The organism is Halomarina pelagica, from assembly GCF_024228315.1.
In the GTDB taxonomy this organism is placed as follows: Archaea; Halobacteriota; Halobacteria; order Halobacteriales; family Haloarculaceae; genus Halomarina; species Halomarina pelagica.
On sequence record NZ_CP100457.1, the window covers coordinates 87,714 to 114,021 of the forward strand.

At 55.4% G+C, this 26,308-nt stretch carries 30 protein-coding genes and 1 pseudogene; 18 read left to right on the forward strand and 13 right to left on the reverse strand.

Annotated elements, in window-relative coordinates; all coding sequences use genetic code 11:
- Positions 1-429 precede the first annotated feature (429 nt).
- A complete protein-coding gene (locus tag NKI68_RS22305; protein WP_254547207.1) occupies positions 430-915 on the reverse strand; it encodes a hypothetical protein in 486 nt (161 codons plus the stop codon).
- Positions 912-1,391 carry a winged helix-turn-helix transcriptional regulator gene (locus NKI68_RS22310; protein ID WP_254547208.1) on the reverse strand — a complete coding sequence of 160 codons (480 nt, stop codon included), beginning with the start codon at positions 1,389-1,391 and terminating at the stop codon, positions 912-914. Before NKI68_RS22310 ends, NKI68_RS22305 begins: the two co-directional genes overlap by 4 nt.
- Positions 1,392-1,554: 163 nt before the next feature.
- Here NKI68_RS22310 and NKI68_RS22315 point away from each other — a divergent pair, with 163 nt between their 5' ends.
- Positions 1,555-2,259, forward strand: coding sequence for a hypothetical protein (locus tag NKI68_RS22315; protein WP_254547209.1), 705 nt, complete (start codon positions 1,555-1,557; stop codon positions 2,257-2,259).
- A gap of 379 nt (positions 2,260-2,638) precedes the next feature.
- Here NKI68_RS22315 and NKI68_RS22320 read toward each other — a convergent pair whose 3' ends face one another.
- Both NKI68_RS22320 and NKI68_RS22325 read right to left on the reverse strand, forming a co-directional pair.
- Positions 2,639-3,067, reverse strand: a complete 429-nt coding sequence (locus NKI68_RS22320; RefSeq protein WP_254547210.1) for a PIN domain-containing protein — start codon at positions 3,065-3,067, stop codon at positions 2,639-2,641.
- A complete protein-coding gene (locus NKI68_RS22325) occupies positions 3,064-3,369 on the reverse strand; it encodes an AbrB/MazE/SpoVT family DNA-binding domain-containing protein (RefSeq protein ID WP_254547211.1) in 306 nt (101 codons plus the stop codon). Before NKI68_RS22325 ends, NKI68_RS22320 begins: the two co-directional genes overlap by 4 nt.
- A 500-nt stretch (positions 3,370-3,869) precedes the next feature.
- Here NKI68_RS22325 and NKI68_RS22330 point away from each other — a divergent pair, with 500 nt between their 5' ends.
- On the forward strand, positions 3,870-5,672 hold the full coding sequence (locus NKI68_RS22330; protein WP_254547212.1) for a M3 family oligoendopeptidase: 1,803 nt from the start codon (positions 3,870-3,872) through the stop codon (positions 5,670-5,672).
- Positions 5,673-5,984: 312 nt separating this feature from the next.
- Here the strand turns inward: NKI68_RS22330 and NKI68_RS22335 are convergent, their stop codons facing one another.
- From NKI68_RS22335 to NKI68_RS22345, 3 genes are all read right to left on the reverse strand, one after another.
- The gene (locus NKI68_RS22335; protein WP_254547213.1) at positions 5,985-6,947 is read right to left on the reverse strand and encodes a homing endonuclease associated repeat-containing protein; all 963 of its coding nucleotides are present in this window, start codon (positions 6,945-6,947) and stop codon (positions 5,985-5,987) included.
- A gap of 423 nt (positions 6,948-7,370) precedes the next feature.
- Entirely contained in the window at positions 7,371-7,601 is a 231-nt protein-coding gene (locus NKI68_RS24015; protein ID WP_438267825.1) for a hypothetical protein, read from the reverse strand.
- Positions 7,602-7,778: 177 nt separating this feature from the next.
- The gene (locus NKI68_RS22345) at positions 7,779-8,519 is read right to left on the reverse strand and encodes a hypothetical protein (protein ID WP_254547214.1); all 741 of its coding nucleotides are present in this window, start codon (positions 8,517-8,519) and stop codon (positions 7,779-7,781) included.
- A gap of 1,292 nt (positions 8,520-9,811) precedes the next feature.
- Between NKI68_RS22345 and NKI68_RS22350 the strand changes: the two genes are divergently transcribed.
- Together NKI68_RS22350 and NKI68_RS22355 are read left to right on the forward strand one after the other, a co-directional pair.
- Positions 9,812-10,834, forward strand: a complete 1,023-nt coding sequence (locus tag NKI68_RS22350) for a hypothetical protein (protein ID WP_254547215.1) — start codon at positions 9,812-9,814, stop codon at positions 10,832-10,834.
- A gap of 657 nt (positions 10,835-11,491) precedes the next feature.
- Positions 11,492-12,052 carry a PIN domain-containing protein gene (locus tag NKI68_RS22355; protein WP_254547216.1) on the forward strand — a complete coding sequence of 187 codons (561 nt, stop codon included), beginning with the start codon at positions 11,492-11,494 and terminating at the stop codon, positions 12,050-12,052.
- A gap of 439 nt (positions 12,053-12,491) precedes the next feature.
- On the opposite strand, the pseudogene NKI68_RS22360 reads toward NKI68_RS22355, so the two are convergent.
- From NKI68_RS22360 to NKI68_RS22370, 3 genes and pseudogenes are all read right to left on the reverse strand, one after another.
- Positions 12,492-12,598: pseudogene (locus NKI68_RS22360) on the reverse strand (IS6 family transposase); the annotation flags it as partial.
- A 691-nt stretch (positions 12,599-13,289) separates the two neighbouring features.
- Entirely contained in the window at positions 13,290-14,189 is a 900-nt protein-coding gene (locus NKI68_RS22365; RefSeq protein ID WP_497007291.1) for a DUF8054 domain-containing protein, read from the reverse strand.
- 34 nt (positions 14,190-14,223) lie between these two features.
- Positions 14,224-15,144 (reverse strand): hypothetical protein, encoded by a 921-nt coding sequence (locus NKI68_RS22370; RefSeq protein WP_254547218.1) that lies wholly within the window; start codon positions 15,142-15,144, stop codon positions 14,224-14,226.
- 200 nt (positions 15,145-15,344) lie between these two features.
- On the opposite strand from NKI68_RS22370, the gene NKI68_RS22375 reads away from it, so the two are divergent.
- Positions 15,345-16,211, forward strand: coding sequence for a helix-turn-helix transcriptional regulator (locus tag NKI68_RS22375; protein WP_254547219.1), 867 nt, complete (start codon positions 15,345-15,347; stop codon positions 16,209-16,211).
- Positions 16,212-16,385: 174 nt separating this feature from the next.
- Here NKI68_RS22375 and NKI68_RS22380 read toward each other — a convergent pair whose 3' ends face one another.
- Both NKI68_RS22380 and NKI68_RS22385 read right to left on the reverse strand, forming a co-directional pair.
- The gene (locus tag NKI68_RS22380; RefSeq protein ID WP_254547220.1) at positions 16,386-16,604 is read right to left on the reverse strand and encodes a hypothetical protein; all 219 of its coding nucleotides are present in this window, start codon (positions 16,602-16,604) and stop codon (positions 16,386-16,388) included.
- Positions 16,605-16,761: 157 nt separating this feature from the next.
- On the reverse strand, positions 16,762-17,379 hold the full coding sequence (locus NKI68_RS22385; RefSeq protein WP_254547221.1) for a DUF8118 domain-containing protein: 618 nt from the start codon (positions 17,377-17,379) through the stop codon (positions 16,762-16,764).
- 176 nt (positions 17,380-17,555) lie between these two features.
- Between NKI68_RS22385 and NKI68_RS22390 the strand changes: the two genes are divergently transcribed.
- The 4 genes from NKI68_RS22390 (at position 17,556) to NKI68_RS22405 (ending at position 18,827) form a co-directional block, all read left to right on the forward strand.
- Positions 17,556-17,804: a helix-turn-helix domain-containing protein gene (locus NKI68_RS22390; RefSeq protein ID WP_254547222.1), complete on the forward strand. Its 249-nt coding sequence runs from the start codon at positions 17,556-17,558 to the stop codon at positions 17,802-17,804.
- A complete protein-coding gene (locus tag NKI68_RS22395; protein ID WP_254547223.1) occupies positions 17,801-18,094 on the forward strand; it encodes a type II toxin-antitoxin system HicB family antitoxin in 294 nt (97 codons plus the stop codon). Before NKI68_RS22390 ends, NKI68_RS22395 begins: the two co-directional genes overlap by 4 nt.
- Complete coding sequence (locus NKI68_RS22400; protein WP_254547224.1) at positions 18,091-18,543, forward strand: type II toxin-antitoxin system VapC family toxin; 453 nt, start codon at positions 18,091-18,093, stop codon at positions 18,541-18,543. Before NKI68_RS22395 ends, NKI68_RS22400 begins: the two co-directional genes overlap by 4 nt.
- Before the next feature lie 83 nt (positions 18,544-18,626).
- Positions 18,627-18,827, forward strand: a complete 201-nt coding sequence (locus NKI68_RS22405) for a hypothetical protein (protein WP_254547225.1) — start codon at positions 18,627-18,629, stop codon at positions 18,825-18,827.
- A gap of 670 nt (positions 18,828-19,497) precedes the next feature.
- On the opposite strand, the gene NKI68_RS22410 is transcribed toward NKI68_RS22405, so the two are convergent.
- Positions 19,498-19,677, reverse strand: coding sequence for a hypothetical protein (locus NKI68_RS22410; protein ID WP_254547226.1), 180 nt, complete (start codon positions 19,675-19,677; stop codon positions 19,498-19,500).
- A 499-nt stretch (positions 19,678-20,176) separates the two neighbouring features.
- Between NKI68_RS22410 and NKI68_RS22415 the strand changes: the two genes are divergently transcribed.
- The 9 genes from NKI68_RS22415 (at position 20,177) to NKI68_RS22455 (ending at position 26,281) form a co-directional block, all read left to right on the forward strand.
- On the forward strand, positions 20,177-20,383 hold the full coding sequence (locus NKI68_RS22415; RefSeq protein WP_254547227.1) for a hypothetical protein: 207 nt from the start codon (positions 20,177-20,179) through the stop codon (positions 20,381-20,383).
- Between the two features lie 162 nt (positions 20,384-20,545).
- Complete coding sequence (locus NKI68_RS22420; protein ID WP_254547228.1) at positions 20,546-20,722, forward strand: hypothetical protein; 177 nt, start codon at positions 20,546-20,548, stop codon at positions 20,720-20,722.
- Between the two features lie 179 nt (positions 20,723-20,901).
- Positions 20,902-21,339, forward strand: coding sequence for a ParB-like helix-turn-helix domain-containing protein (locus NKI68_RS22425; RefSeq protein ID WP_254547229.1), 438 nt, complete (start codon positions 20,902-20,904; stop codon positions 21,337-21,339).
- Between the two features lie 4 nt (positions 21,340-21,343).
- A complete protein-coding gene (locus tag NKI68_RS22430) occupies positions 21,344-21,649 on the forward strand; it encodes a toxin-antitoxin system TumE family protein (protein ID WP_254547230.1) in 306 nt (101 codons plus the stop codon).
- On the forward strand, positions 21,642-22,100 hold the full coding sequence (locus tag NKI68_RS22435; RefSeq protein ID WP_254547231.1) for an HVO_A0114 family putative DNA-binding protein: 459 nt from the start codon (positions 21,642-21,644) through the stop codon (positions 22,098-22,100). The genes NKI68_RS22430 and NKI68_RS22435 overlap by 8 nt, the downstream gene beginning before the upstream one ends.
- Before the next feature lie 958 nt (positions 22,101-23,058).
- Complete coding sequence (locus NKI68_RS22440) at positions 23,059-23,733, forward strand: helix-turn-helix domain-containing protein (protein ID WP_254547232.1); 675 nt, start codon at positions 23,059-23,061, stop codon at positions 23,731-23,733.
- A 48-nt stretch (positions 23,734-23,781) separates the two neighbouring features.
- Positions 23,782-24,822 carry a zinc-dependent alcohol dehydrogenase family protein gene (locus tag NKI68_RS22445; RefSeq protein ID WP_254547233.1) on the forward strand — a complete coding sequence of 347 codons (1,041 nt, stop codon included), beginning with the start codon at positions 23,782-23,784 and terminating at the stop codon, positions 24,820-24,822.
- A gap of 117 nt (positions 24,823-24,939) precedes the next feature.
- Entirely contained in the window at positions 24,940-25,314 is a 375-nt protein-coding gene (locus NKI68_RS22450; RefSeq protein ID WP_254547234.1) for a cupin domain-containing protein, read from the forward strand.
- 145 nt (positions 25,315-25,459) lie between these two features.
- Complete coding sequence (locus tag NKI68_RS22455; RefSeq protein ID WP_254547235.1) at positions 25,460-26,281, forward strand: SDR family oxidoreductase; 822 nt, start codon at positions 25,460-25,462, stop codon at positions 26,279-26,281.
- The last annotated feature ends 27 nt before the right edge of the window (positions 26,282-26,308 follow it).

Here is a 26,308-nt window from a genome sequence, read left to right on the forward strand (position 1 = left end):
GAGCGCCCTGTGGGCGCGAGCGAGCGCGCCTCGAGGAGCACAGTCAACCAGCCCCGCGCGCCGTCCGCCCGGAGCGAGCGACCAGCGGAGTACGCGTGGGGGGTGAGCACCGACCGGAGCGCAACCCCTCGCGGGTACCCGCTGGCGTCGAAACCAGACGCCCGGACCGGTGAGCGACGTGAGGAGCGAACCGCAGCCCGGAATGGTCGGTCGCGAGCGAAGCGAGGCGCGACCGCAGGGAGCGCCTCGACGCGAGCGGTGAACGAAGTGAACCGCGAGCAAGCGGAGGGCGGCATGCGGCGAGTGGGGCGGGCCGTAACGACTCATCTTAATTTGATATCAACGCACAGCGACCCAGCCACCATTATGGCGGACTCAAAATGGGAAGTTATGTGAAGGGAACTGGGCTTCATATGAAGCCACATGAATTTACTGCGCTGTTTTGTCTTCCGCTCCTACCCTAGATGTGAATGAAATTCTCGGGACAATGCCGTTATAGGAATTCTCAAGCAGTTCACCGATTGGATCAAGGATATATTGAAGGATTCCTGATTCAAGATGATCTCTAAATTTCTGGTCTGCATCCTGGTATTCCTCAGTGGTGATCCACTCGTCAACGTAGGGCACAAACGTGGCCATCTCCCCCGGGATATGGATAATAAACTCGGTGTCTACTGTCCCAAACCGCTCTTCTGCTTTCTCTTCATCTACTTGCCATGGTGCCTTCCCATTGTGAAAGAGATGTAATGAGAGGCTTGCCTCACACTGGAACCCTTCCGGATCCTCCTCAAAGATGGGTGGCTCAACCTGGAGGTTACTCCCAAGAACCCCAATGACCGTCTCACCGACGGTTGGAGAGACGTCAATATCGACTGATTTCAAATAGTACTCTGGAAGTTCGAAGCTTGGAATCATTGATCCGGTATTGGAGCAGGCTCATCGTCCTCGGAGCGGCTCAGACCAAGGTCAACAGGGGCTTCGACAGCTACTGGCCCATATTCTTGATTGTGTATGTTTTCAACCTGCTCGTAGTGAAATCGGGGTGTGAAGCTATCAACCGAGCCAAGGGAGTTGAGAAGGCAATCAACAAACCGCTCCCCATACTCGCTCACTTCGTAATAGGATCGGACTTGCTCACCAGCAGTATCAGCAACACGCTTGTCTACTAAGCCGCCCTCTTGGAGTGCTTCGAGTGCATTCGTAAGCGTCTGATTGTGGAGCTGCTCGTCTTCATCACTCAGCGAGTCACGAAGCTCCGAGAAACGCAACTTACCCTCATTGAGGAGTGTGATCATGATCGCTTGTCGCGTCCCATTATCGAATGCACTGACTGCAGCTCTGATCTCAAATGGGAGTTTGTCAGCCGTGTTGCGTACCGTATGCGTCGTCATTGTCAATCTAGATTGACTGGACCGTCTTAGTTCTTAGGCCATGGATCCCCCGATCAGATCCAAGCCGGCCCACTTGCCTCGTACTGGGCCACTCTATCCAGTCAAATGTACTTGACCCACAACCTTAAAGATAGCGGCGATCCATTGTCGACTGTCAACGTAAATGGCAGGTCGGTTCCCGAACGGATTCGATGCAGAACGACAGAATGTAGACGCAGTCTCCGACCGGGCGCTCTACAAATATCTCCGGGTACACATCCTCGGTCCGTATATCAATGATTGTCATCCGTTCTTGAATGAAGTGAAATACCGCCTCCAAGAAGCAGGCTTCAAGCGAGCCAAGCTCTGTACTGATCGAGACGACACACCGCCAGCTCATCTTCAGGGCAACACCCTCTCATCCACCGAAGAACAAGAGCTAAGGGAGTTCTGGACCACAGTGAGCTATCGCTTCCTCCAAAACGCAGACGTGGCAGTCTTTTTCTTTCTCGACCCAACGATTAACCGGTCGAATCTACCGTCAGCCTTCCAAGATAAAAACGACCCACAGAAAGACCATCTCCACGGGCAGTCGACATACAAGACACCACAGGACGCGAACGGGTCTGTCATCGAGGAGCTGAACTACTGGCTTCGTGAGATGGAGATGGAGGCTGCAAGAACGATGGTGCTCTTCGAGGAGAGCAACTATGACCAAACCGGGAGTCTCGTCACAGGTCGTGTCGGCCTCGAAGCGTGTCATTGGGGCAGATTCGAGGATAACGAAATTGACAGTGTTCATCAAAAGACGCGGAGCCGATGCGTGAACTGGGCAATGGACGACTGTAAACCATGGCTTCAGGATCAATACTACGCTGAGCAGTTTTAAATGGCATTTCGATTTCTCATAATCGGGTTTGTCTATTGGTTCTGTAGGCACTGTTTAGTTACGAGATATCGGTAGGGAGGGGGAGGCCGGCGGTCTGCTCCAGGAAGCCCTTGCGCGCCGGTCGGGGGCCGGTGTACGCCGCGCTCGCTGGCGCTCGCGCAGTGCGTGCGTCGGCCGCCTTCCCCAGAATACTCGTCCTTCCAGTCTGCCAAGAGCAGGGCTGATCGGACGGTTGCCGCTTATCTAGACAGTGCCATGCATGGTAATATACAGATCTTACTAAGTGTTCAGAGACAATTCGCAGACGAGAGAATGTCAGAGAGTCCCTGCATGAACGAGACGTACGCAATGACCACTCAAGAACGATACGGTAGAGAAGCTATGCTGGTTTCGTTCGGAACCGTTTGAGTGAGACATCGGTGATATCGTCGAAGTCATCGTCGGCACCGACAAGCAACATCCCATCGACAGACTCAGCAGTCGCAAGCGCGAAGGCATCCCCGAGTGCTGGGGAATGGCGGTATTTGAAGTCTGCCGCAAATCGCCACGTCTCCGCCGTATCGACCTGTCTGATACCCGTCTCCTCAATGACGTCGACAACCGCGTCGGCACGCTCTTCGCCCTCGATGGCGCGCACGATATAGTGGACTTCGGTGATGTTGACTGCTGAAATGTATCCCTCGGACGATCCCATCACCGCCTCGACGTACGTTTCGACGGTGTCACTGCCGGGCTCATCACAGAAGTAGGCAACAAGCGGTTCGGTGTCGAAGACGATTGTCTTGGGGATCTCCTCAGCTGCCGTCATTCGTCCTCGTCTGAATCAGCATACCGGCGTCGGAGCTCATCCTCGCGAGCGTTGTCTCGCTTGCGTTCTTCGCGCAGGCGCTCGGTCGCCGACCGGCCCTGTGCGTCGGTTTTGCCGGTCAAAATTCCGCGAAGATCCTTGACTGATCGGATAGGACGCACGACGATATCGCCTTCGTCAGTACGGACGAACTTCACACGACCAGGGGTATCGATGCCGAGTTCCTCGCGGAACTCCTTGGGAATCGTCGCCTGCCCACGAGCGGACACCGAAACCACTCGTTCAGACTCTGATTTGCTCATGCTTTCTCATTGTATTACTTCGTGCTAGTTATACAAAAGGCTAGCGCTGATTTAGATGGGTGGTGAATGGTATCAGCTACGACAATTAACGTTTGACGATACATGTGACTTAACCAACAATCCCGATTGCATTGGTCAGTTGTTGGTTAAGAGCATCCAAACTCCAGTCACATTCGAAACGGTCCCCGACCTGAATGCACACCTGAGCGGATGAATAGCCGACCCCAGGACCCTAATTTACAGAATCCGCGTTACTCGCAGCTAGAATACGGATGTAGTGACCTGGGATGGCTCATTGCTTGCCCTCGCTGACCATCGTATGGTTCGAGCGCTCCCAGACTCAAAATCCTGATGGGTACCCCATATTTAAGTACCTGCCAATGAAATTCGTAGCTAAGGCGAACGATGACCCGTATCTCTTTCTAACCCTGCCGTGCTTACCGCCGCGGGGATTGGCGTGCGTTCGCACCGTCTTGTAGCCGACTAGCTGACAGTAGCTAATGACACAACTGAAAGATAGAGCCGATATCGAACAGCCTTACAAATGGAACCCAGAGACCCTCTTCTCAGACGAAGAAGAATGGGAAAACGCCGCAGAGCAGGTTGAAACTCATCTCAACAACCTGAACACCGAACACGTGACGGCGACCGCGGCCACACTCGCTGAGATACTTGACGCTTACTTCGAAATCTGGGTTGCCTTCGAGCGGGTGAACGTCTATGCCTCTCTTCGTTCCTGTGTCGATGCTACCGACGAACACGCTCAAGAACTCTCAGGCCGGGCAAGCAATCTCGAATCCCGGCTCAAAACCACGCGTTCAACCATCGAAACCGAGATCCAGCAGGCCGACACTGAGTGTATTGAGCAGATGCTCACAGATTCTATTCTCCTCTCGAAGTATAAGCAATATCTTCACGACATTCTACGGAGGGCAGAACACACCGCCGAACCAGAGGTTGAGAACGCACTCTCAACGCTCGCACCTGCGACCGGAGGTAGTGATATCTATCAGACCGTACGGGATGCCGACCTCTCGTTCCCGACGGTCGAACAACCGGATGGAAAGTCGACGGAATTGACGCTGAACAACCAGCGGACGCTTCTTCGTTCGTTTGATCGACCGTTTCGTCGAACCGTCCATAAACACTTCTATGATTCTCTCGGCGAGTACCGACACACGTTCGCAGCCACATTCAACAAGCACGTCGAAGCGGCAGTCAGGACGGCTGAACTTCGTGGCTATGACTCATCGCTCGCTGCCGCGCTCGGCGAAGAAAATGTTCCTACAGGAGTATACGACACGCTGGTTGAGACGGTACAGGCCAATCTTGACCCGCTTCACGACCATCTCCTCCGGAAGCGTGCACGACTTGGCATAGAGACGCTTCGGCCGTGGGACATCACGGTCCGACTGGTTGACGATGACCCCACGATTTCCTACGAGCAGGCTAAAGAATACGTCGTTAAGGCCGTCGAACCCCTCGGTGATGCGTATCAAACACGGTTAGCTCGTGGATTAGAATCGGGATGGGTCGATGTCTACGAAACTCCGAACAAAGCTTCTGGCGCGTTCACGATTCCAGCGTACAGCACCCAACCATTCGTTCTCTTGAACTACCAGAGAGACGTCAACTGGTTGTTCGGACTTGCACACGAGGTTGGCCACGCAATGCACGCTGAACTCACTAGTGACTCGCAGCCAATGGTCTACGGTTATTTTGACCGATTCGTATCGGAAGTACCAAGCACGCTCACAGAAATCCTGCTCGTTCAGCACTTGTTGGAGACGACTGACGATTCTGCACTTCGGCGGGTGGTACTCGATATGTGGCTCGAACGCTTCCGCGACTTGCTCTATCGCCGGACACGGTATGCAGTCTGTGAACGCCAGATGCACGAACAGGTCGCCGACGGCAAGCAATTGACGGCGGAGCGGCTCGACCGGTGTTTCGTCGACAGTTGGGAGACGTTCAACGCACCGGTTGAGTGCGACGACCAGATAGCTGGCGAGTGGATGCATACTGGGTATCTCAACGCATTCGACGAACCGTTCTTCGTCTATCAATACGCAACCGGGTTCAGTGCTGCACTCGCGCTGGCCACGGATATCCGCACCGAATGGGATGGTAGTGAACCAGGTGACACGGCTGAACGGTATCTTCGCTTCTTGCGAAGCGGATCGAGCGAGTATTCTGTGAAACTAATCGCGGATGCAGGTGTCGATCTCACCTCCGCGACCCCGATTGAGCGAGCCATTGATACCTATCGTGAATCCCTTGCAGCGCTGGAAGAGATGATCTGAGCTCCGAGGACGCTCTCAGTCATATTTCATCTTCTACACTGATGTTGCTGGATGCGTTCTGGCAGACTGACCTTCCCACAGACGGGACACTCCTGCAGCGGCGTTGGCGGCAGGTTGTCCCATTCTCGCAGCGCTGCTTGAATGTGTTCTCGTGCATCGTCCGACTCGACCCGTGTGAAGGCTTGGGTGAGATGCATTCGAATTCTCTCCCGGACTGTCGTTGAGTTCTTGGAAGCCATCGTAGTTCCAGAGGGCGAATCACCCGCCCTCCGCTCCTCAACGGGTGAATAAACGACTCAGGTTACGGCGCCACTACCGGATATCTGGTTGAAGCGGGGACACCTGCTCCCAGAACTGGTGGTGTTCGAGACAGAAAGTCACGAGGTTATCCAGCGTATTAGCTTGCTCTGCGTCGTAGTTCCCCTCGCTGTCGACGAACTGCCGGCGCGGGATGATATGATGAACATGGATATCTTTCTCATAGCGTTCTCGATGGATCTCACGAGTTACGCCACACCCGAGTGTCCGACACTGGAACCCATCGCGTTTGAGCGCGCGCTGGCGTTGCTGGGACCAGTTTGGTGCCCAAGGCAAGGATTCGGTTTCCTCCTTCCAGTGGGGATGATCCTCTCCACTTACTCGTCCGACTGGCTCGTAGCCTGCGGTCCTGACGGCGGCCTCCCACCCCTCAAAGAGGTCGTAGTAACAGCGGTGGGAATACATCCCGATAGATTTGATCTCCGTCACAGTCGGCACTCGGTTTAGGTCCTCAGCCAGCCGATGGATTTCACTGAGTAGGTCCTGTTTAGTCACCCCGGCCTCACGATGTGGTTTGAATCCGGCCTGTCGAAGTGCATCGTTCCAGCTCCCGAATTTGTTCTGGTACGTTTTACACGAATACGCTCCCTGAGTTCGCATTTCCGTTGATGTCGACGGATGTCCGAGTTGCTGGGCCAGTCGACGAAGCTCATCAAGAAGATCTACTTGCGAGACGTTCTGGTTGATATTTAGCTTAAATCCGGCAGCCTGCACGGCGGCATTCCAGCTACCGAACTGGTTCTCAACAGTCGCCGCAGAAACTCGGCCTTCGTCGTTCATCTCTGCGACCATGGGAGCTCGTCCTTTCTGTTTGGCAAGTCGCTGAATTTCGCGCTGTATCGACTCACGCGTGTATACTTCTGAATGGTCCCACCGTTTGTGACAGCCCTTTCCACCGGATGTGTCGAAGACTTTTCCACAGATCTCGCATCGGTACACGTGATTGCTCTCGGACATTCATTGACACCCTCATGTGAGCACTCAGTCCTGCGCCCGCACCCAGCAGGGCGCAGAAAAACACGCCAAATTCGACAGTATCGGGTGATTACAATCTCCTGCTTTAGCACGCACGACCTAGTCACCGAGGTTGTGGCTGCGCGCGCAGCGAAGCGAGCACGGAGCGGAGGGTGGGGTGGTGGGAAGTGGGTGATCGGGCACCAGCAAAAAAGAAGACTGCGACGACCGGCTATTCCCACCACCGACCGCGTTCGGGGAACTCTACCCGGCTCCATCCGGTCAACGCGATTGAACAGCGACCGTTGTACCAGTTCTTCGCTGCCGCCCGGAATCGCACCGTCTGGCCTTCTCGAACGATCGGCTGCTTGACCCTTACGTCGTGGGTCAACGACGTAAACTTGATTCGCCCGCTCTCGTCTTCGATCAATCCCACCTACTGGATACTCGGTGAGGGAGGATCCCATAGGTGGTGATCTCACCTTGAACCGTCACCTCGCTAACCGGCACGTCCGGCACCTCCGCAATCGGAACGATCGTTCCTAGGACGATCTTCTGTCGCTCAAGCATCTCTAACACCACTTTCGTCAGAATCAGCGTGCCATTCGCTGAATTTGAGAGGAGGTCGAAGACCAACAAAATGGCCACTTGAGTCACTGGCAGTAGAGTGGTGACGTTCCTCTCGAATGCTTACCGGAACCCAACTCACGTTGCGGCACCAGCTAGCAACGTGGCTTCATGGCGGACGTATCAGCCCCCTTGACCGCGATCTGGTGGCTGTAGTTCGCCGTGTGACAGGACAACGAGAAGTGGCCCGGTGCAGGCATACCAGAGTCAACAACACCAGACGTCGTCTGCATCGCTTTCTCTGACGGTTGCGTACGCACCTTCCCACGAACTACTCGAGTTGTTCACGTTGAAGTTGATACCACCACTTGGCGAGACGCCAAAGCCCGCGAGACTTGCATCGTTCCATGTGTGAAGGTGTTCACCACGGACATAACGCTCTTGGCTCGTTGAAAGCTCCTCGATACGGCAGCCGACGTAATCATACCACGTCGTGTTCGTCGTAATTGCCCACTTGTCGTTGAACCAGTGATCGAAGCCATTTGGTTCTGATTCTTCGAAGCCAATGTGGCTACTGTCGTTACAGTACCACGTGTAGTCGATGATGAGGTAGTGGTCGTCGTTCCATCCGACACCGATATGATCCGCGTTCCCTTCGCCGACGAACTGGTGGGTTTCGATGTCGAAATAATAGTCGACATAGGTATCGACCTGACCGCCACCGTGGAATCGCGTCAACGTGATATCGCCCGTGATCTCGTCAGTATCGATCTTCTGCGTTGTCACACCACCATTCTGCGTTGTTGTGGCGTCACTCCCATTGCTCTCATTCGCCAGCGTGGTCGTTGAGTCGCGATTCGGGAACGCATCGACCGTTCGTTGCGTAGACACCGTAGCACCGTGCTTCGTGAGATACTTGACGAAATCTGCGTGGTTATGCGTCCGGTCACGAACGTCGAGGGCGTTTTGGTAGATCCGCGCATGACGCGGAGGGCGAGCGCTCGTCATGGGAAGCGCACTGAGTGCGACGCTCGTCGCTCCGAGTCCAGCTAAGAACGAACGTCGTCCGATTGTTGATTGTCTATTCTGAGGTATTATCACTCTCGATAATCTATTGGATCAAGAGATATTACATTTTTATATAATCTATGTCAGAATAATGTAAATAGAGGAGATACTGTTATTTTGTAATGTGACGTCTACCAAATGAGATGATCTCACGCCGCCGATTCCTTGAGGTAGGAGGAGTGCTTTCCCTTGGCGGACTTACCGCACTCAGTGGTTGTACCGCACTCGCAGATAGCATCACACCCGTCGAACCGCGGGTCAAACAGTCCTGGCAATTCGAAACCGACGCGTCAATCTTCAGGGAACACCCCAAAATGAGGTTCCGCAGGCACTCACGTTCGGAACCGTGATCCGAGATGCCGATGACTGGAACGCCCTCCGTTCGGAGTATTGGATAGAACAGACGGATCCTGCGAGCGTAAACTCGTTCACGACCGTGGACTTGCAGACGTCCTTCGTGGCGCTGTTCGGCGTGGTGCTCCCGCGTGGATTGGTGATGGATCCTGTCCGGGATACACTCTCCGAACAGCGACTCAGTCTCACGGCACGGATCATCGACGAATCAGAGACACGTCAGCGTCGCCAGTATCGTTCCTCCGAGTCAGCCGACGATGACGGGTGGTACGTCGCGAATCTGATTCGCGAGTACCGCCGTGACGGGGCAGTTCCCCAAACACTCGCAGTGACGCTTCAACAGCAAACCGCAACTACGCCCGGCGAAGAGCCATAACGGAGTCACACTCGTCTTCGGAAAAGTTGTATCTCTCCTGTATCGACTCCTCAATAGACCAGACGCCAACGAGGGTGCAACCCCTCGCGGGTACCCGCTGGCGTCGAAACCAGACGCCCGGACCGGTGAGCGACGTGAGGAGCGAACCACAACCCGGAATGGTCGGTCGCGAGTGAAGCGCGGCGCGACGGTACAGAGCGCCTCGCCGCGAACGGTGACCGAAGGGAACCGTGAGCAGGCGGAGGGGCGGCATGCGGCGAGCGGGGTGAGCCATCGCGTATCATCGATTAACAAGTTTAACGCTCGGTGTACTAGCTGCCGTCCTGGCTGACGTAGAAGGGATGAGACCGCTTCGATCACCGGGAGAACAAAGCTCTCCGCCATCCTCAATCAACGTGTCCCTGATAAGATTGATAGTAATCTATCTAAGAAATAATCTCATAGATTATATTCAATTTAAGCAAAGTTTTTAATAATCGGAGATGTTTATTGTTCGTCTACTATGAGACCAGACAGACACCAGGAGAGTAAAATGAGTCGTCGTTCACTCCTCCAGTCACTCGGGGTCACCAGCTTCGCTACCGGAGCGCTGTTGTACTCGCCGCCAGTGAGAGCGGCTACTGCTCCTCACACGTGGCAAGAGACTGCAACGGCTAACACGGTAACAGACAAGCTCATCACACTCTCATCAAGTATTGAGCTGAAAGATACGTTTCTTGGTAGTACACACTGGAACCACGAGTTCCATCTCGCTGGCCATGGTGTCTCGACGAATCTGGCCGGCACGCGGAAGGAACGAGATATGCAACGGAATGTTATGGCAATAGATGAGCGCGATAGCGACCTCACAACGCTAGCCGCGATTGATGCGACTGGTAATCGGATGTATCCAAAACCTGATGACGATAACGGTGAGTCCTGGGGCACGGTGACCGATGCGCTTGCGACGGCAGCGGACGCACTGGGGAGAGCAGTCGCAGCCAATGTTCTGACAGCGGCATCATTGGCCGATGGATTGCTTGATGCATTCACCCATACAAGCTCGTCAATGCCGAAGACGTGGGAAGGAATCTATAATGATTCAGGGGCAAAAAACGAGGTCGGTCACCACCTCGATTTCGATATTCACGAAGATTATGCCAGTAACGATTGGACAGACAACATGTCCATCTACTCACAGGCAGGAATCCTTCAAACGCGCTGGGATCTTGGATTCACAGAGGGGGATATCTATGCGACGGCAAGTCTTGTCGGTGGGACGGATCGCTATGAATGGGGACATCCTGAGTCAATGACTCCTGAGGAAAAAGAATATTTCGGTGTAATTAAAGTAACGCGCGCTGATATAAGAGGGTTAAACGTCGCCCGGAACGTAGTGGGCGGAAAAATCCCTGTTCGTGTTAATGGCCGCGATATCACGATGACGCCAAAATCCATCCAATACGTTAAAGATCATGGATCAACGTACATCGCGACGAACCCGCCGATTACAGTCACCGCAGAGTCCTCAGTTATCGCGGAGTAGCAGTGAGAAGAACAACAAAAACGGAACGTATGGATGGTTAACTGAACACGGCTCTGATAAAGGTACACTGCACTGTAATTACTCTTTTTCCGTAATTATAGATTCAGTATTCATCCCAAACTGTTTCTCGACGATATAACCGTCTGTAGTTGCACTATTCTTGTGTTGGACCGCAATATACGCTGGTGGTTCAGTAAACGAAACATCAACTTGGTACTGGATTAGCCCAGCGCACGAGGAACACCCATCTATCGGTGTCGAGTCAACCGTTCTGATTTCGATCTCTGCCGCTCGTGGATTGCTATCATCAATGGCTACAGGCACAGTCAGCGAGAGATCATCACATACCTGATCAGTTGCGAGTGTTCCTTTAATGATAATATCTTTCTGAGTATCACCTCGATGGATCGTCGCCGTGTCCTTAGCCGTAGTGCTACACTCGCGAGAGAGTGCAGTAATAGACGTTGAGGTGGTCGCAAACTCGGGATCACCGCTGGTCGATGTACACCCCGTAAGAACGGTAGATAGACTAACCAAGGCGGTAAGAAACCTGCGTCGATTCATGCCTACCTCTAGAAGTCAGAGAATATAACGGTTATCTCCAGTACTGGTGAAGGTGAGCTCGACCTCAACGAGCTTGATGCTGCCGTCGAAGAGTTGGATGAGGAGGGATCACGAGCGAAAGATCGCTTCGTTCCTGACGTTGAGGCACACGTCATCGATACTAATCTATTCATCAAGTTTGAGCGAGCGGACGCCGTTTCGCTGCTCGAACGCCCCGTCACCGCAGCCGACGCGGTGTTGCTCGTCCCGCCACGCGTCTACGCGGAACTGACACCAGCGGAGGCGCCCTATGATCGACCCCCGATCGATGCGGCGATTGCGGCTTGCTGGGCCCGCGTTATTGAGAACGTTGAGTACGCCGATCCGGTTGTCTCGACGACGATGGATATGATACGACGGTATATTGCAGTCGCCGATGATCGCCCAGAACACGATATCGAGCAGGCTGACGGCGAAGTTGGCGGTGTAGCCGCACAGCATCTCGCGAAGGGTGATACGGTGTCGGTGGCCGTCTACACGAACGATCGAGCGGCGTTTCGTGGTATCGATCGGGCGCTCGCGACGCACGGGTACGAGGATCGCCTTGAGTTGGTAAACGCAAGTGAGTTTTTCGAGGCAGTTCAAGATCGATATGACGTGGAGACCAGCCGATAGAAGGAGCTGCGTCGGAGGTAGATTGAGTTGTCGTCCGAAGAGCTAGCAGTCTGGAGGTGCAGCCACGATTAACCTACAAATACCAGCAGGAAATCGCAGTTGTTGGTTAACAGATCGAATGTTACCGCGGTGTCGCACCCTCCATCGTTTCCTAAGCTTTGACGAAGCTGAACAACAGAGATATCCGCTAGTCCCAATGTCGCCGACAGAGTACGATTACAGGAACGACGGTTCAGGGCCGGGGAACCACGCCCTGTATCCCCCGACGATAGCACGGCAGCGACCGCTTCAAGTGTCTGGTTCATGGTCATTATTCTTCGACCACCCATACAACTCCCCGGAACGGACGCGAGGCGGCGAGACAGTAGAAATCGGGAACAACAGGGCAGCTCAGTCGGCAGCAGGAATGAGCGCAGATTCCAAGAGATCACGGTGTCCGGGCGTGGAGGCAGACGGCGACCGCTCTGACGCAATTGCCGTCCGCTCGCGCTCCCAAGTTTCTTCTACATTCACCGCAAACGACTCGCTGAGCAGGTCTGTGAGCATCTTGGTCGATCGACTCAACGACCTGCTCGCTCCTCAAACTGGCGTAACTAGTGGTGCTTCAAGCATAAACTGAGTACGTAGAACATTGGTAGTGGAACCGGTATCGACTCATCTATTCACGCTTGAAGAAGCACTAGACAGTGCCAGACAAGTCTAATGGTTCGGTCGGGAACTAACGATCCGATTTGCACCATATCCAAGTAGTCCGCCAATGACAATCACTGATACGGCAATTAATGGGGATCGTACATCTAACGCTATCAAAGACGCTATTTCAGCTATTAGGAGAATACCTACGAGCATAAACAAAACACTCCGAAGGCTCGTATTCGTCATGTTTCCAATCGAGTGTGTGACCATATATTCTAATACACTTGGTGAGGATAAGTACCTTTTGGTAGGTTTACAGGCTCGGTTCAACAGTAGCTCTACCAACAGTAGTTTCGAGTAATAGATACCAACCGAACTTGCCCTCTCCGGTAATCGATAAATGAGTCATGGAAGTGAAATAGATCCATATTGACATACTTTTTGGTTAAAGTCAAATCATAGTTTATCGAATTGATGAGATGTGACGAAGGGGCCATCCAATACTAACACTATTTAGTGTTAGGTCGCTATCTCCTTTGTTCTGATCTCGAATGTTTTGAGTAACTAACCATGTGTGTTAGATAGATATCTAGATCAATATTTAATCAGCAGTTGGACGTTCAAAGACCCGAGCGCCCGTGCTATCACACCTGATCGTGATTATATCCTGAGAAGAGCAACACGTTTCTATCGTTTCTTGTTTCATACTGACTGATCCGCTTCCATCTGGGCACTGTTCAATGAATAGACGTAAATTATCGAGGATTATCCCTTTTTGGTTGGGAGAATAGGTGTTCCAGATCCTTGAATACTCGTCTAACACATGTGCAGCGCCAACATCAGCAATAAGTGCCTCGTAGGATGGCCATCTCCCAACCATCTTTTGTTCTATTAGAAGTAACCGCTCCTCACCATGTCTCTTAATTTCACACCTATTATGGTTTACTTGAACACCAATTACAGACGCTATCTCACCCCCCTTTAGGTTTGTATCGTAGAACTGCTCCATCTCACGGTGCCATCTGACTTTGAATTGATCAGTGAGACAAAGGTCGTTACCATCTCTACAAACTTCAAGGATATCTTCTTTGAGGAAATAATTGTACGAATCAACCTCAATCATTCTATTATTGTCTGAATATTTTGTGACTGCTGATTCAACTGGTCCGTTCGGAATTATATAAATATTTGGATTAAGATGACTACGAGCGATCGGTATCAGCTCTTTTTCAATCCATCGAAGGGTTTCTAATGGGAAATACTGTTTTGTTAGTTTTGGAGTGCCGGGTACGAGATAACCACGGAGATAGATAAGTATGATTGATCCAGTAAAGGCTAAAAAACCACCGACCAAACATTTATATGCGATTAAAATACTAATGAAAGTCGCGAGGGTGAGATTAAATACGGTACACAGTCCACATCGGTTTTCTCCGGTATATTTGGATTGACGAACCCTGTTGAAAGCTTTAACCATTACTGACTGCGATAGTAGGGCCATAGATCATTGAGCAAAAATGATAACCTTGGTACTGTTATGCCCAGTTCTTGCAGTATGACCAATATTGTGTTTTAAGGCTGAAGTACGATGTAGGTGGATCATACTGTCCCTCGTTGCCCTGTGTGGTTGTTTGCCCCCACCATCCCATAGTTCCGTCTGGGTTCATTGTCAACGCGGCATAGAGATACGCGTAGTACGATTTGTAAGTTAGATCGCGGTAGTACTGTGAGAACGATTTGCTATACAGTGTATCTCCACCCCAGTCCGTTTCTTGGAAACCCCCAGCTTGGTGATCAGCACCAGCTGCATTGGGTCCAACGTACCAGCACCAGTATCGGTCACTGTATGAAGTGACCTCTCCACCAGAGGAAGACCACCGAGATGTCTGCCCATGGTTGATATCATTGTAGGACGCCTCACTCAACCCGACCTGTAGTCCTCCCTCATAGTCGGTCGTATAGTCCGTACCACTGTCACTCTCTTCCGCTTGCGCTTCCACTGAGCTACTCGAGAAGAATGAATGCGTGTTCGGATCTCGACCGGAAGCATGCTCTTTATTTGATCCACCTCCAGATCCGCCTTTTTTGATCACTTGTTCCGTATCAACTATTTCAATTGTGCCTTCTACTCGATCAGGTTGAAAATCCTCTATAGGCACAGGCTTACTGCTTGTAGGACCATCTCCGTACTTGGTCTCGATCTGCAGCACGGGAATTTTTTCGTTGGATTGGGGGACTTCGGATCCGCTTGCAGTGATTGTATAATTCCCATCACTAAAAACCACGATTTGCGCATTATCGACATAATCAATCGAAGAAGTGTCGAGATTGATTGTATTGGAGTTTGTCACTCCTTCCTCAGCATTGACCGTATTAGCTACGCTCAGCGAACCGAGAGCGATACTAGTTGTTTGCAGGACCTTGCGACGCGATAGTTTTTCATTTCCTTTCGTCACGGGGACTTCACAGGCACACCGATGAACTCCATTATATTTACTCTAACTCTCCAGAAAATCACGAAATATCTGCACTACAACGAAAAATCACCACCCCCTCCCAAACTTCCTCCCTCACACGATAGACTCGTAGCTAGCCATTCACTATTATCACACATATAGGTAGGATTTAATATCTTGGAGTGTGAGGGATTGACCTAATGCATAGTTCGACTGAACTTGGACGACTCCTCCTTGCCCGCTACGGTGTTCTTCAGGCCCTTACTCAGACACCACAAACGAAACGAGATCTGGTTGATGATCTTAGTATTCCTCGCTCAACACTTGATGATATTATCCGTGACCTTAGTGAAGCTGAACTAGTCACGTTCACCAAGGGCCAATGGTATACTACAATCATTGGCCAGTGCATGGTTCAGGTCCACGAGGAGTACTTAGCCCAGTTGACTAGCCTTAGCGATATTTCATCAATAACTGATGTTCTCGATTCGAAGAGTCCGCTTGACTCTGCCTTCCTCATTGGCGCAGATCTTAACGATTCCAGGGGACCGGTCCCCGATGAGGTAATGCACGTCCTGTTAGAGGCAGCTACCACTGCAACTCGATTCCGTATCTTCACTCCCTCTGCAATTTCCGCATACGTCAAGCCGTTCTATGATCGAGTCACGAACGGTGATGACTCCTGTGTTGAAGTAGTAGTTTCATCAACTCTCTTCGAGCAACTCTATAGTCTTCATCCTAATTTGATGAGCGAAGCTGTTGACAATCCCTGTATTTCGTTTTTCAGTGCCTCAATACCATTTTCATTCGGACTTTGGATTGCAGACAATGCGCATGCAGGTGTCATCATCTTTGAGGAAGGTGGGATCAGCGGTATCTTGGTCAACGATTCAGTTGAGGCGCTCAATTGGGCTGAGAATCAGTATGAACAGATTAGGAAGGGGACGCCAGTCCTATTATCTTCAGCGGTGATTCAGACGATATTACGTCGACAGATTCGCCTGGATCTATCTTCGGCCAAGATCTCTGAATCGCACGGTACAGGTAGGACTCATGGAGATCTCTGAGAGTCCGTCTCTCAAACTCTGCAAGGTAACGATGTACAGAAATTTCGCGTGATAAGAGGGGTAGCATAGAAAGGATTGAACCGAATTGCGTTCCGCAGTCGTTAGTACCTTGACGGGGTGCTCCTTACCTGAGCACATAGAGCCGCTCTCGGCCGTGCTGCTGCCGTCCAGACGTCAGCCGATCCCAGTCCGTCTAGCGACCGCGATTGCCCGCGAGACGTCGGTGTGGAACTGCTGCACCGCGACATAGACAACAAGCGCGGTGAGTACGTAGTTCGTGTAGTGCTCGATCGCAGAGCCCGCTACGCCGATCGCAGCGACCGCCGCTGTCAGCACGACTGGGAGTCGAAGCGTCGTGATGGCAGGCCGGCAGCACTCCGCGCAGAGCGACATGACGCGGTTGATCGTCAAGAGCGAGAACGGCGAACTCGCCGTTATTCACACACCTCGAGATCGTCCCGGCAGTCGGAACAGAGCTCACGCAGTCCGCCGTCAATCTTCACCCGGCGAACGTCGCGCTTGATCCCGCCGCAGCAGTCACACGCAGCAATCATTGCCCATCGTCCTCCCGCTTCGCGTTTGGACAGCCCTCCGTGTGGAGGAGTGCATCGCGCCCACCAAGCGCTATCAGCAGCTCACGACCACACCCTTCGCAGCGGACGTAGCGCTCACCGCCCTGCGCAAGCGGTTCGACGGACTCGGTGAACGCCGAACCGTCGAGGACCTCTTCGTCATCGCCGACGATGACGAGCTCGCCACCGTCCGTCGCAATCGTGGGCATAGCCGTCTCCGTCTCTGTCTCACCCTCGACGGCCGCGCCAGCGGCCGTCTCGTCCTCGCCCTTCTCCTCGTGCTCCGCAAGTGCCTCGACGAGTAGCGGATCCATCGCAGTGCGATGTGCCCAGGTTGGGACGTCGCGTGCACCCGTCTCGAAGGCAACGCGACGGACGTGCTTACACCCACCCGTGGGCTGGCGGTACTCGTCGTCGGGGCACGTACACGCACCGGTCCGCGCATCCACCGTGTATTCATCACCACCTTCGCCGTACACCACGTACAGGTCGGGCGCCTCCGCGACGACCAGCAGGTACTCAGTGAGCGCTCGGACGTCGCGCTGAGCGAGGTTATAGTCGGTACAGTCTTCTGCTGTGATCTCGTGTGTCGGCATGGCTGTTAGTCCATTAGACAGCCAGCCCGCGTGTTCCTACCACGTGGGCGTTTCCTATCAAGTGAAACGCCCCGGAGGGACTGGCTGTCTCCATCCATGCCTTGTAGGGCATGGAATATAAATCCACCGGTACCTTACAGGGCAAGGATTAACCGGTAGCCGTCGTATGTACAACTATGAGCGACCCGCGCCAACGGGATAACAAAGGTCGGTTCGAGGCGTCGCACGATATCACGGCCGAGGATTTCCTCACGGCGATGGATGCGCTCGAACCCTACACGACGCGCGAACTCGCCGACGCACTCGGTGTCCCGCGCCGCACAGCCTATGAGGTCCTAGATGGACTCGCCACCCACGGCGCCATTCGAAAGAAAAAGCCCGAACCCCGGCGCGCGATCTGGATTCGTCCGGAGGACACCCCATGAGCACCGAGACGATCACCCTGACCCGCAGAGACGACAACGACTGGATCGCAATCGACGAACAGACCGGGGTGCGTGCTCGTGGGCCGACGCGTACCCAGGCGCTTGTGAATCTCGACGAGGCGGTCGCTCGCCGAGCAGCGTCCACGTCGGCGGTTGACCCTGACGATCCGTTCTGGTCGTCGGCCGGGTTGTTTTCGGGGGGCGAACCGACTGATGTGTCCACGAACGTTGATGAATATCTCGTCAAGGCGTGGCAGGCCGATCGGGAGGCCTCTGACGGGAACACATGAGCAGTCGTGCGCCCGGTCCCACCCCGCTGTTCATCGACACCGGCGCGTTCTACGCATGGTACGACGATGACGACGAGCAGCACGACCGCGCTGTGGCTGTCTTTCACGGGATTCAAACGGCTGACCTCCCCTACCGACCACTCTATACGAGTCGGTACGTACTGGCCGAACTCACCCGGCTGATTTTGTATCGCAAGGGGCATGCTCCGGCCCGAAGCGCACTCGAACGGATACGAACCTCGAGTGTGTTCACCGTTCTCTCAGTCTCCCCGGAGCAGTTCGCCACCGCCTGTGACGAATTCGCTCGATACGACGATCAACAGATCTCACTCGTTGATCATATAAGCGCCGTTCTTGCCCAAGAGCATGACATTGAACACGTATTCGCCTTCGATAGCGATTTTGCGACGCTCGGGTTCACCCGCGTACCGGGGGAGACAAATCCGTGACGTCCTGCGAAGCTGTTGTTACGAATAGGAGCGTATGGCGGCCATCCTCGCCGAGATGTGCTCAGCGACCCGGTAGGAATTCGGTGTTCGACAGGACCCGGTCGTGCCGCGCCGCCGTTCGCGAGCACGACCTAGCAGTGACCCGAGAGGTGGCGGAGACCGTCGGCGTCACCCGACAAGGGGCAGATTATCGGCACCGGAAACTCGAAGCAGAAGGGTTCGTTCTGAGTAAGAAAATTGGGCGAGAACTCGTCTGGATGGTCGCCGAGAAGGACGCTGAGTGAGATGAGCACACCTTCAACAGGCTACGATAGCGCGAAACATGTGTATGCCGAGCGGGGGCTGACAGCTCACCGTCGGATCCGATCGTGAACGAGGACACAAATCGAACTCATCGCAGCTGTTCGCAATCGCCAGTAACGGTTTAACTAGACCGTGCTTAAACACCTATATTGACTTGAGCGTGTGTATTCATCCGATCATCATTAGTCGTCCGGCGTCCCGAAGAGCCACCATTTGAGCCGCGTTTCCCCTCTGCACTCGCCCGCTGACGAGAAAGTGACCGCTCCTCCTGGGCGTAGTTAACGAGTTCCCAATGGTCTTTGTGCTCTTCGTGCTGTTCGAGCATCAGCTAGTTCTCCCGTTCGAGGCGATCCGCGCGCTGCTGGAGTCGCTCGTCGTTGGCCAGTAGTTGCTCGTAGTCAGTGGTGACTCGTCGTCTACGCGCAGTTGGTTGTAGTCGTCGGAGGAATCGTCACGCGACTCGACAAACTAGTGGAGGTACGTTGAGCGAGACAGCCCCAACCGCCTCCTCACCGAATGCCGTAAGTGTCTCCTCGTTGAGGCGGACACTGTCGAACTCGTTGTCGTCGTCATTGTTGCTACAGACGACGCGCGTGGTCCGTTATCGCCACGGCAGCCACGCGTCGGATCGGCCCGACGGGCACACGACCGTCAGCGAGCATCGGGAGACGGGAAGACGTTTCCTGATCCGTCGCCAACCTCCACAGTGACCAAGTTGTCGGGTGCCGTCTCGACGTCGTGATCGTCAAGATGCACGCCCAGCAGCCCGAGGGCGAAGAACGTGGCAGCTGCTCCGAGGATAAATCCGGCCACGAATGTGCGTGGGACCATATCACAGATCCACGGCCTGCTCGGCATAAGCTTTCTCCCCCGGGGGAGCTGACAGTCATCTCGTGATCGCCGTCGGTACGGTCGACAGCCGGGAAAGCACTCCCGAGTCGGTGGTGTCGTCGCGCCGACCCCATTACCTGGCCAAGGACAATAGCAGGGATCCCCCCGCCATTGTCCTGCACAGGTGGGAGCCCGTACCAATCAGCGGATGGACCACAACGAAACGTCGATTCAGGGCCACGACGTCTATCGCGAGGGGTTGCACGTCGATATTGCCCGACGCTCGAAGCGGCCGGTACACCTCCAGGTCCGGCACGCACCGCTGCCGTCGAACCCGGGGATAGTGGTTCGTGGGTGCGACCAGTACCTCCGACGCGAAGCTGACTATTTCAGTGACGTCTACGAGGAGCGTCGCCCGCCCGGCAGACCGCCCCGATGGTCTCCCGACGGGGGCGATTCTGCACGCACATTTATCACTGCGGATCCGCTACAAGGACGTATGAGCCGCAAAGCTCCGGCCGAGAACGAGGTTCTCACGCCCGAGGAGCTGAGCGAGGTCCTCGCCGAGGCGACCGGGACCACCGCCGAGGAGATCGAACGCGGGGCCGCCGAGCTTGAGATCGCCCCGCCGGAAGAGGGGACGGTCGTCGGCTACGGGGAGTGTGTCGGGGGGCTTGATCCCCTGAGCGACCCCGAGAGCACGTGAAGAGCTTCGGGAAGTACCGGGGGACGAATATCGCCGAGAGTGTCGACGCCGTGAGCGAGCGCCTCGATCGCGACCTCCGGGAACACCGCGATGCCCAGTGAACGCCCCCACGACCAGCGAAAGGCCGACGAGGAACGCGAGGCCTACACGGAGATTTGAACAATGGCACGGGATCACGAGCCGGTAACGGACGCCGAGATCGAGGCAGTTCGCGACGCGATGCGTGAGCAGCGTGATGAGATTCGCGACTACCTCAAAGGCGAAGGCGTCGACGTCCGGGCGTGGGAGCGCGGGCGGACGCCCTCCCGTGCGGATCGCGAGTCTGCCGACTCCGACTGAGCCTGCAGGGAGACAGTGAGCCACCACGACCAGCGGAAGGCCGACGAGGAACGCGCGGCCTACCGCGACCGGATTCGACAGCTTATCGAAGAGGATCGCGAGCTGCTCGACGCCCTCGCCTAACGAGCCTCTTCTCCTCACCGACCGCCGAAAACCTCGAACGCGAAGACCTCACCCCCATGCAAGAAGCGTGGGCCTTCGCCGAAAACGTCAGCGTCACCGTTGACGGCGAGGAGATGGCGTACGCGGAATACATTAACAATTTGTGGGGTCATGACCCCACAGACGGCATACATGTTGTGGGGAAGAACCACCCGGATGTCAAGGCGCTCCACGAGAAACTCGGTCAGAGCCGTTCGACCATCAGCGAACGTCTCTCGTACCTCCTCCTACCCGACGAGGCACAGGAGTGGATTGACGAGGAGGACCTGACGAAGCGCGCGGCGCGCATGATCGTGCGCAAGTGCCGGTCTGGGATCGACGACCCCGAAGACGCCCTCGCCATGATGGCAGCGTATGCCGAGCGGTACGGTCCCGGCCGCGACTCGATGTCTGACGGCGCCGTCGGCCAGCCCCGAATGCTTATGGTCTATGGGGTCATAGGTCATAATAGGTAGCAGGATGCCGGAGACCCACCCGCTTGAACTGAATCGCGCCGTTCCAGGCGGGCGCGTCGAGATGTTCGCGATCCGTGACGACGACTATCCCGGCGGGTGGTTCTATCGGTTCCAGTACTACCACCCCGAGGGCGGCGAAATACTCCGCTACGACGACGCACACGACGACGTCGATCTCGGCTGGCACCACCGACACATCCGATTCGGCGACGACACCGGCATCGAGTTTCACGGGATCGTCTTGCACGTCGCGCGGTTCCTGACCGACATTGCTGAACTCACCACCACCGAGGATTCACCCCATGACTGACACCGACCACGACGGCTGGCCCGACAAGTACCGCGACCCTCGCGACCGCCCGCACCCCGACACCCTTCGCGTGACCGTCGAGACGTTCGACGAAATGCGTGAGGCGACGGTCGACGCGGCCGACGCGATCGCCGAGGGCGACGCACCGCCCGCCGTGGTGTCGTTCGCGACGGTCGGCGAGCTGCGGAAGATCCTCACCGACCGCCGGATCGAACTCCTCCGGGCGCTCATGAACACCGACGGCGCCGCCGAGAGTATCAGCGCGCTCGCCGAGGACCTCGATCGTGACTACCGGACGGTCCACGACGACGTCACGCTACTCGCGGACTACGGCCTGGTGTTCGTCGTCGACGAGGGGCAGTCGAAGCGGCCGTACCTTCCCTACAAACGGATCCACCTCGACGTCGAACTCGTCGGGAACGACCCCGGCGAGGAACCCGCCCCGGCGTGATCACGGCGGTCGGTTCTCACCCTATTCACCGTAGCGAAGGACCAGCGGAGCGCGGGTCCCAGTCCGCGCGGAGCGGCCGGAAGCGGGGGCGTGCCCCCCGACCCGGAAGCCTGAGCGTCCCCCCGACCGGAGGGAGGGGACGTCCGGCGGTCGCTCGCCGCTCGCCGGAAGGGAGGTGCGAAGGGCGACTGGAGAGTGCCAATGTGATCGCCCTCGCCATAGGTGGGGTGCCCGCGCCGCTGCGAGCAGGCGGCATTTGTCCCTCCGACGGATACCTGTTACTCTACTGTTACACCTCATGCTAGTAGGACACCGGACGGCACGTCACGAGTTCGTATTCCGGCTTGAAGGAGAGTCGTATAATACAGAAGTGACGCAAACGAAGATCGAGCGGCTGGAATCACAGAGTGAGAATCTCGAAGAACAGATCGAAAGCGTCCCGATTGGGGGCGATATCTAATGGTCCAAACAGGGACAGACACTACGTTCACGACAGCATCAAGTGGGAAGACCCGGAAGGGAGGCCTCGGCATCTTCGGCGAAGCGGAGGCCAACTACTACGTTTCCGAACGAAAAGCGAAAGCAGCGTGTGACGCGGTCGGAAGCGACGACCGGTGGGCTCTCGCCGAGTTAGCTGTTCGGGAGTGGAAACGCTATTCAGCAGCGCCAAAATCTACGCAATTTCTTACGCTCGCCCGATAACTACGACCATAAGGATTCAAAGTCGATGCGTGATCGGTGAGAAGAACCACAAGTCGACGGCGATTCAACCAAGAACTGGCCCATCCTCCGAAACTGTGGACCTCGCACAACCTCGGAGGATGATTTTGATGCGTGCCTTTATACTATACATGCGACGGTGAATAAAAACCGCCATTGAACGAGTTATCAAGCCACCCCTTCTACTCGTTCTGAGCAGACCCAGAAGATTAACCGTCCAAACAGCGTGGACCTATACATGACCATTACTACTGAGTTCGTCCTTCGGTCTCCATCGCTCCCCCTCGTCAGTATCACGAATACGCTACAACCCAACGAATTAGAGTGCATTCACGCACTTTGTTTGCAGCCAGATGTTCAGATATTCACAGTTCAATTCGATCTTGATGACGGTGTCTCCAAAGAAGACCTCCTGCCTCTTGACGAAGTCGTGGAGGTAGATTCGTTAGGAGAAACAGGTGATAAGGCGGTCTTCAGGCTCACTGTCGAGCTAAAGGAATCAGTATCGCGGGCATTCGCCCCCGACTTCGAAGGTGCACAGCTCGAACCAACGACCATCACTACAGAGGGATGGTACGAAACGAAGGTTTTCAAAGAGTATGAGAGTTTCAACGAATTCCGGAGGAGCTGCGAGAGCCACGGTATTTCTCTCGATCTCGTCTCCATTACCCCCGATCCGTCTACAGCTGACAACTCGTCACAAGATGGACTGACTGACCGACAACGAGAGGCTCTCACTCTCGCTATCTCCCGTGGCTACTACGAGAGCCCCCGCCAAGTGACAGCAGGGGACCTCGCCGAAGAATTAGACATCTCACAGCCCTCTCTGTCAAGCCTCCTTCGCCGTGGCGAACGGCAGCTCCTCACATCCGCGCTCAATACGGAGACGCACTTAAACGCCCTTTCAAAATAGCATCAAGCACATCCGGTACGCGGCCTCACAGTATACTGTACACTACCCATGAAAGCAGCAGTCTACCGAGGACCGGGCGACATTCGTATCGAAGACACACCCGAACCAGAAATCGAAGAACAGACGGACGCGATCGTTCGCATCACCCACACAGCCGTTTGTGGGTCAGACCTCTGGTTCTACCGCGGTGAAGAAGAGGAGGAAGAGGGCGCTCCGGTCGGCCACGAACCGATGGGTATCGTCGAGGAAGTCGGGGACGACGTTCGGTCGGTCGAACCGGGAGATCGCGTGTTCGCTCCGTTCGCTATCAGCTGTGGCGAATGCGAGTTCTGTCGCAAGGGAATTCATACATCATGCGTGAACGGCGGCTTCTGGGGCGGCGAGGGCCGCGGCGCGCAGGGTGAAAAGATCCGCGCACCGCAGGCCGATGGCACGCTCGTCCGCGTCCCTGACCGGTACGCCGACGACGAGGACGCGCTCGAAGCACTCCTCCCGCTCACGGACGTCATGGGAACAGGTCATCACGCCGCGGTCTGTGCGGACGTGGAGCCCGGCGACACAGCTGTCGTCATCGGTGACGGCGCGGTCGGGCTCTGTGCGGTCCTCGCCGCGAAACGCCTCGGCGCGGAACGCATTATCGCGGTCGGCCATCACGAGGATCGTCTCGAACTCGCCACGGAACTCGGCGCGACAGAAGTCGTTTCCAGTCGAGGCGAGGAAGCAATCGAGGAAGTTCAAGAACTCACGTACGGTGGTGCAAATCACGTTCTCGAATGTGTCGGCGCGGAGTCCTCACTGGAGACCGCAGCCGGCGTTGTTCGCCCCGGCGGTAACATTGGATACGTCGGTGTGCCACACGTCGAAGACCCGACGTTCCTCCAGCCGCTGTTCTTCAGCAACGCCTCGCTCACCGGTGGCCCCGCGCCTGTCCGGGCGTACGCCGAGGAACTCATGGACGATGTTCTCCAAGGAACCCTTGATCCGTCGCCAATATTCACGAAGACCGTTGATCTCGACGGTGTTCCAGAGGGATACGAGGCGATGGACGAGCGTGAGGCAATCAAGGTCCTAGTGAAAATTGACCAGTAGAACGTCAAAACCGACCCTGTCACGAAGCGTCTACATCATACATGGTACTTAAACAGGCTTTGAAAATAGCATCACTCCCAAGCGACACGGGGACCAAGTTACGGTCGAAGAAAGAACATGGATGTGAAAAACATCGCGTCAGCCGAGACGGAAGTATTGGAACACCCGGTGCAGGAGTCAGCAGTACTCTTCACCGAAGGCGTTTCGAGCGAGTTCGACGGCAACAGCGTGAGCGCGTCCGAAGTGACGTTCCGTGCCGGTGAGCGAACGAAGTGGCATACCCACGACGGCGTGCAGGTCCTCTACGTCACCCACGGGGAGGGGATTGTTGCGACGCGTGATGAAGAACGCACGGTCAGTCATGGCGACCTCATCGTCTTCGACCCGGACGAGGAGCACTGGCACGGGAACAAAGAGGGTTCCGAAGCCCCCTTTAGCCACATCTCCTTCATCGCACAGCCTGCGGGAGCCGACCCGACGGTCCTCGACTGACCGACCGGGACGGCATACCCGAAGCGGGTGACGAGCGACGAACCACGAACGAGAAACCAGATATGCACACAGTGAACGAGTGCGGAAGAATCACAACGAACCGTTCCCCGACCACGAACCCGGCGTCACTCGTGATGGAAGCGCGATGACAGACGTACTCGTCGTTATCGGTGCCGGACAGATCGGCCAAGCTATCGCGCGGCGCGTCGGTACAGGCAAACATGTCCTCCTGGCAGACCTACGCCGTGAGAACGCTGAAGCCGCGGCAGAAGTGATGAGAGACACCGGCTACGAAGTGAGCGTTTCGACGGTTGACGTGTCCGAACGTGAATCCGTGGAAGCGCTTGCCGAAGAGGCCACGGATCTCGGCGACGTAACCGGGCTCGTCCACGCCGCCGGTGTCTCCCCCTCACAGGCGTCAGTAGAGAGGATTTTCGACGTGGACCTGTACGGCACAGCGCTCGTGCTCGAAACGTTCGGCGATGTCATCGCCTCCGGAGGAACCGGTGTAGTCATCGCGTCGCAGTCCGGACACCGCCTCCCGCCGCTCACCGTCGAACAGAACGAGGCGTTGGCCACGACACCCGTCGAGGAACTCCTCGATCTCCCCTTCCTCCAACCCGTCGAGATAACGGATACGCTTCATGCCTACCAGCTCTCGAAGCGGGGGAACACCCAACGCGTGATGGCGGAAGCGGTTCGTTGGGGCGAGCGTGACGCGCGGATCAACTCGATCAGCCCAGGGATTATCATGACCCCTCTCGCCAGAGACGAACTCGACGGGCCCCGTGGCGAAGGGTATCGACGTATGATCGAGACGTCTACGGCTGGTCGCGCTGGCACACCGGACGAGGTGGCGAACGTCGCCGCTCTTCTCATGGGCCCGGATGGGGTGTTCATCACCGGCAGCGACTTTCTGATGGACGGTGGAGTGACCGCCTCCTACTGGTACGGCGAAGACGAATAGCGCTGCGACCGAACTCGACACAGAACC

Excerpts from the sequence above, each read along its gene's own strand:
- NKI68_RS22350 (WP_254547215.1), top strand. The coding sequence starts at position 9,812 with ATGAGACCAGACAGACACCAGGAGAGTAAAATGAGTCGTCGTTCACTC.
- NKI68_RS22365 (WP_497007291.1), bottom strand. The coding sequence starts at position 14,189 with ATGGCCCTACTATCGCAGTCAGTAATGGTTAAAGCTTTCAACAGGGTT.
- NKI68_RS22310 (WP_254547208.1), bottom strand. The coding sequence starts at position 1,391 with ATGACGACGCATACGGTACGCAACACGGCTGACAAACTCCCATTTGAG.
- NKI68_RS22450 (WP_254547234.1), top strand. The coding sequence starts at position 24,940 with ATGGATGTGAAAAACATCGCGTCAGCCGAGACGGAAGTATTGGAACAC.
- NKI68_RS22440 (WP_254547232.1), top strand. The coding sequence starts at position 23,059 with ATGACCATTACTACTGAGTTCGTCCTTCGGTCTCCATCGCTCCCCCTC.
- NKI68_RS22445 (WP_254547233.1), top strand. The coding sequence starts at position 23,782 with ATGAAAGCAGCAGTCTACCGAGGACCGGGCGACATTCGTATCGAAGAC.
- NKI68_RS22425 (WP_254547229.1), top strand. The coding sequence starts at position 20,902 with ATGCAAGAAGCGTGGGCCTTCGCCGAAAACGTCAGCGTCACCGTTGAC.
- NKI68_RS22410 (WP_254547226.1), bottom strand. The coding sequence starts at position 19,677 with ATGGTCCCACGCACATTCGTGGCCGGATTTATCCTCGGAGCAGCTGCC.
- NKI68_RS22420 (WP_254547228.1), top strand. The coding sequence starts at position 20,546 with ATGGCACGGGATCACGAGCCGGTAACGGACGCCGAGATCGAGGCAGTT.
- NKI68_RS22305 (WP_254547207.1), bottom strand. The coding sequence starts at position 915 with ATGATTCCAAGCTTCGAACTTCCAGAGTACTATTTGAAATCAGTCGAT.
- NKI68_RS22435 (WP_254547231.1), top strand. The coding sequence starts at position 21,642 with ATGACTGACACCGACCACGACGGCTGGCCCGACAAGTACCGCGACCCT.
- NKI68_RS22330 (WP_254547212.1), top strand. The coding sequence starts at position 3,870 with ATGACACAACTGAAAGATAGAGCCGATATCGAACAGCCTTACAAATGG.
- NKI68_RS22385 (WP_254547221.1), bottom strand. The coding sequence starts at position 17,379 with ATGCCGACACACGAGATCACAGCAGAAGACTGTACCGACTATAACCTC.
- NKI68_RS22390 (WP_254547222.1), top strand. The coding sequence starts at position 17,556 with ATGAGCGACCCGCGCCAACGGGATAACAAAGGTCGGTTCGAGGCGTCG.
- NKI68_RS22320 (WP_254547210.1), bottom strand. The coding sequence starts at position 3,067 with ATGACGGCAGCTGAGGAGATCCCCAAGACAATCGTCTTCGACACCGAA.
- NKI68_RS22430 (WP_254547230.1), top strand. The coding sequence starts at position 21,344 with ATGCCGGAGACCCACCCGCTTGAACTGAATCGCGCCGTTCCAGGCGGG.
- NKI68_RS22325 (WP_254547211.1), bottom strand. The coding sequence starts at position 3,369 with ATGAGCAAATCAGAGTCTGAACGAGTGGTTTCGGTGTCCGCTCGTGGG.
- NKI68_RS22335 (WP_254547213.1), bottom strand. The coding sequence starts at position 6,947 with ATGTCCGAGAGCAATCACGTGTACCGATGCGAGATCTGTGGAAAAGTC.
- NKI68_RS22380 (WP_254547220.1), bottom strand. The coding sequence starts at position 16,604 with ATGTCGCTCTGCGCGGAGTGCTGCCGGCCTGCCATCACGACGCTTCGA.
- NKI68_RS22455 (WP_254547235.1), top strand. The coding sequence starts at position 25,460 with ATGACAGACGTACTCGTCGTTATCGGTGCCGGACAGATCGGCCAAGCT.
- NKI68_RS22315 (WP_254547209.1), top strand. The coding sequence starts at position 1,555 with ATGGCAGGTCGGTTCCCGAACGGATTCGATGCAGAACGACAGAATGTA.
- NKI68_RS22375 (WP_254547219.1), top strand. The coding sequence starts at position 15,345 with ATGCATAGTTCGACTGAACTTGGACGACTCCTCCTTGCCCGCTACGGT.
- NKI68_RS22400 (WP_254547224.1), top strand. The coding sequence starts at position 18,091 with ATGAGCAGTCGTGCGCCCGGTCCCACCCCGCTGTTCATCGACACCGGC.
- NKI68_RS22345 (WP_254547214.1), bottom strand. The coding sequence starts at position 8,519 with ATGACGAGCGCTCGCCCTCCGCGTCATGCGCGGATCTACCAAAACGCC.
- NKI68_RS22415 (WP_254547227.1), top strand. The coding sequence starts at position 20,177 with ATGAGCCGCAAAGCTCCGGCCGAGAACGAGGTTCTCACGCCCGAGGAG.
- NKI68_RS22395 (WP_254547223.1), top strand. The coding sequence starts at position 17,801 with ATGAGCACCGAGACGATCACCCTGACCCGCAGAGACGACAACGACTGG.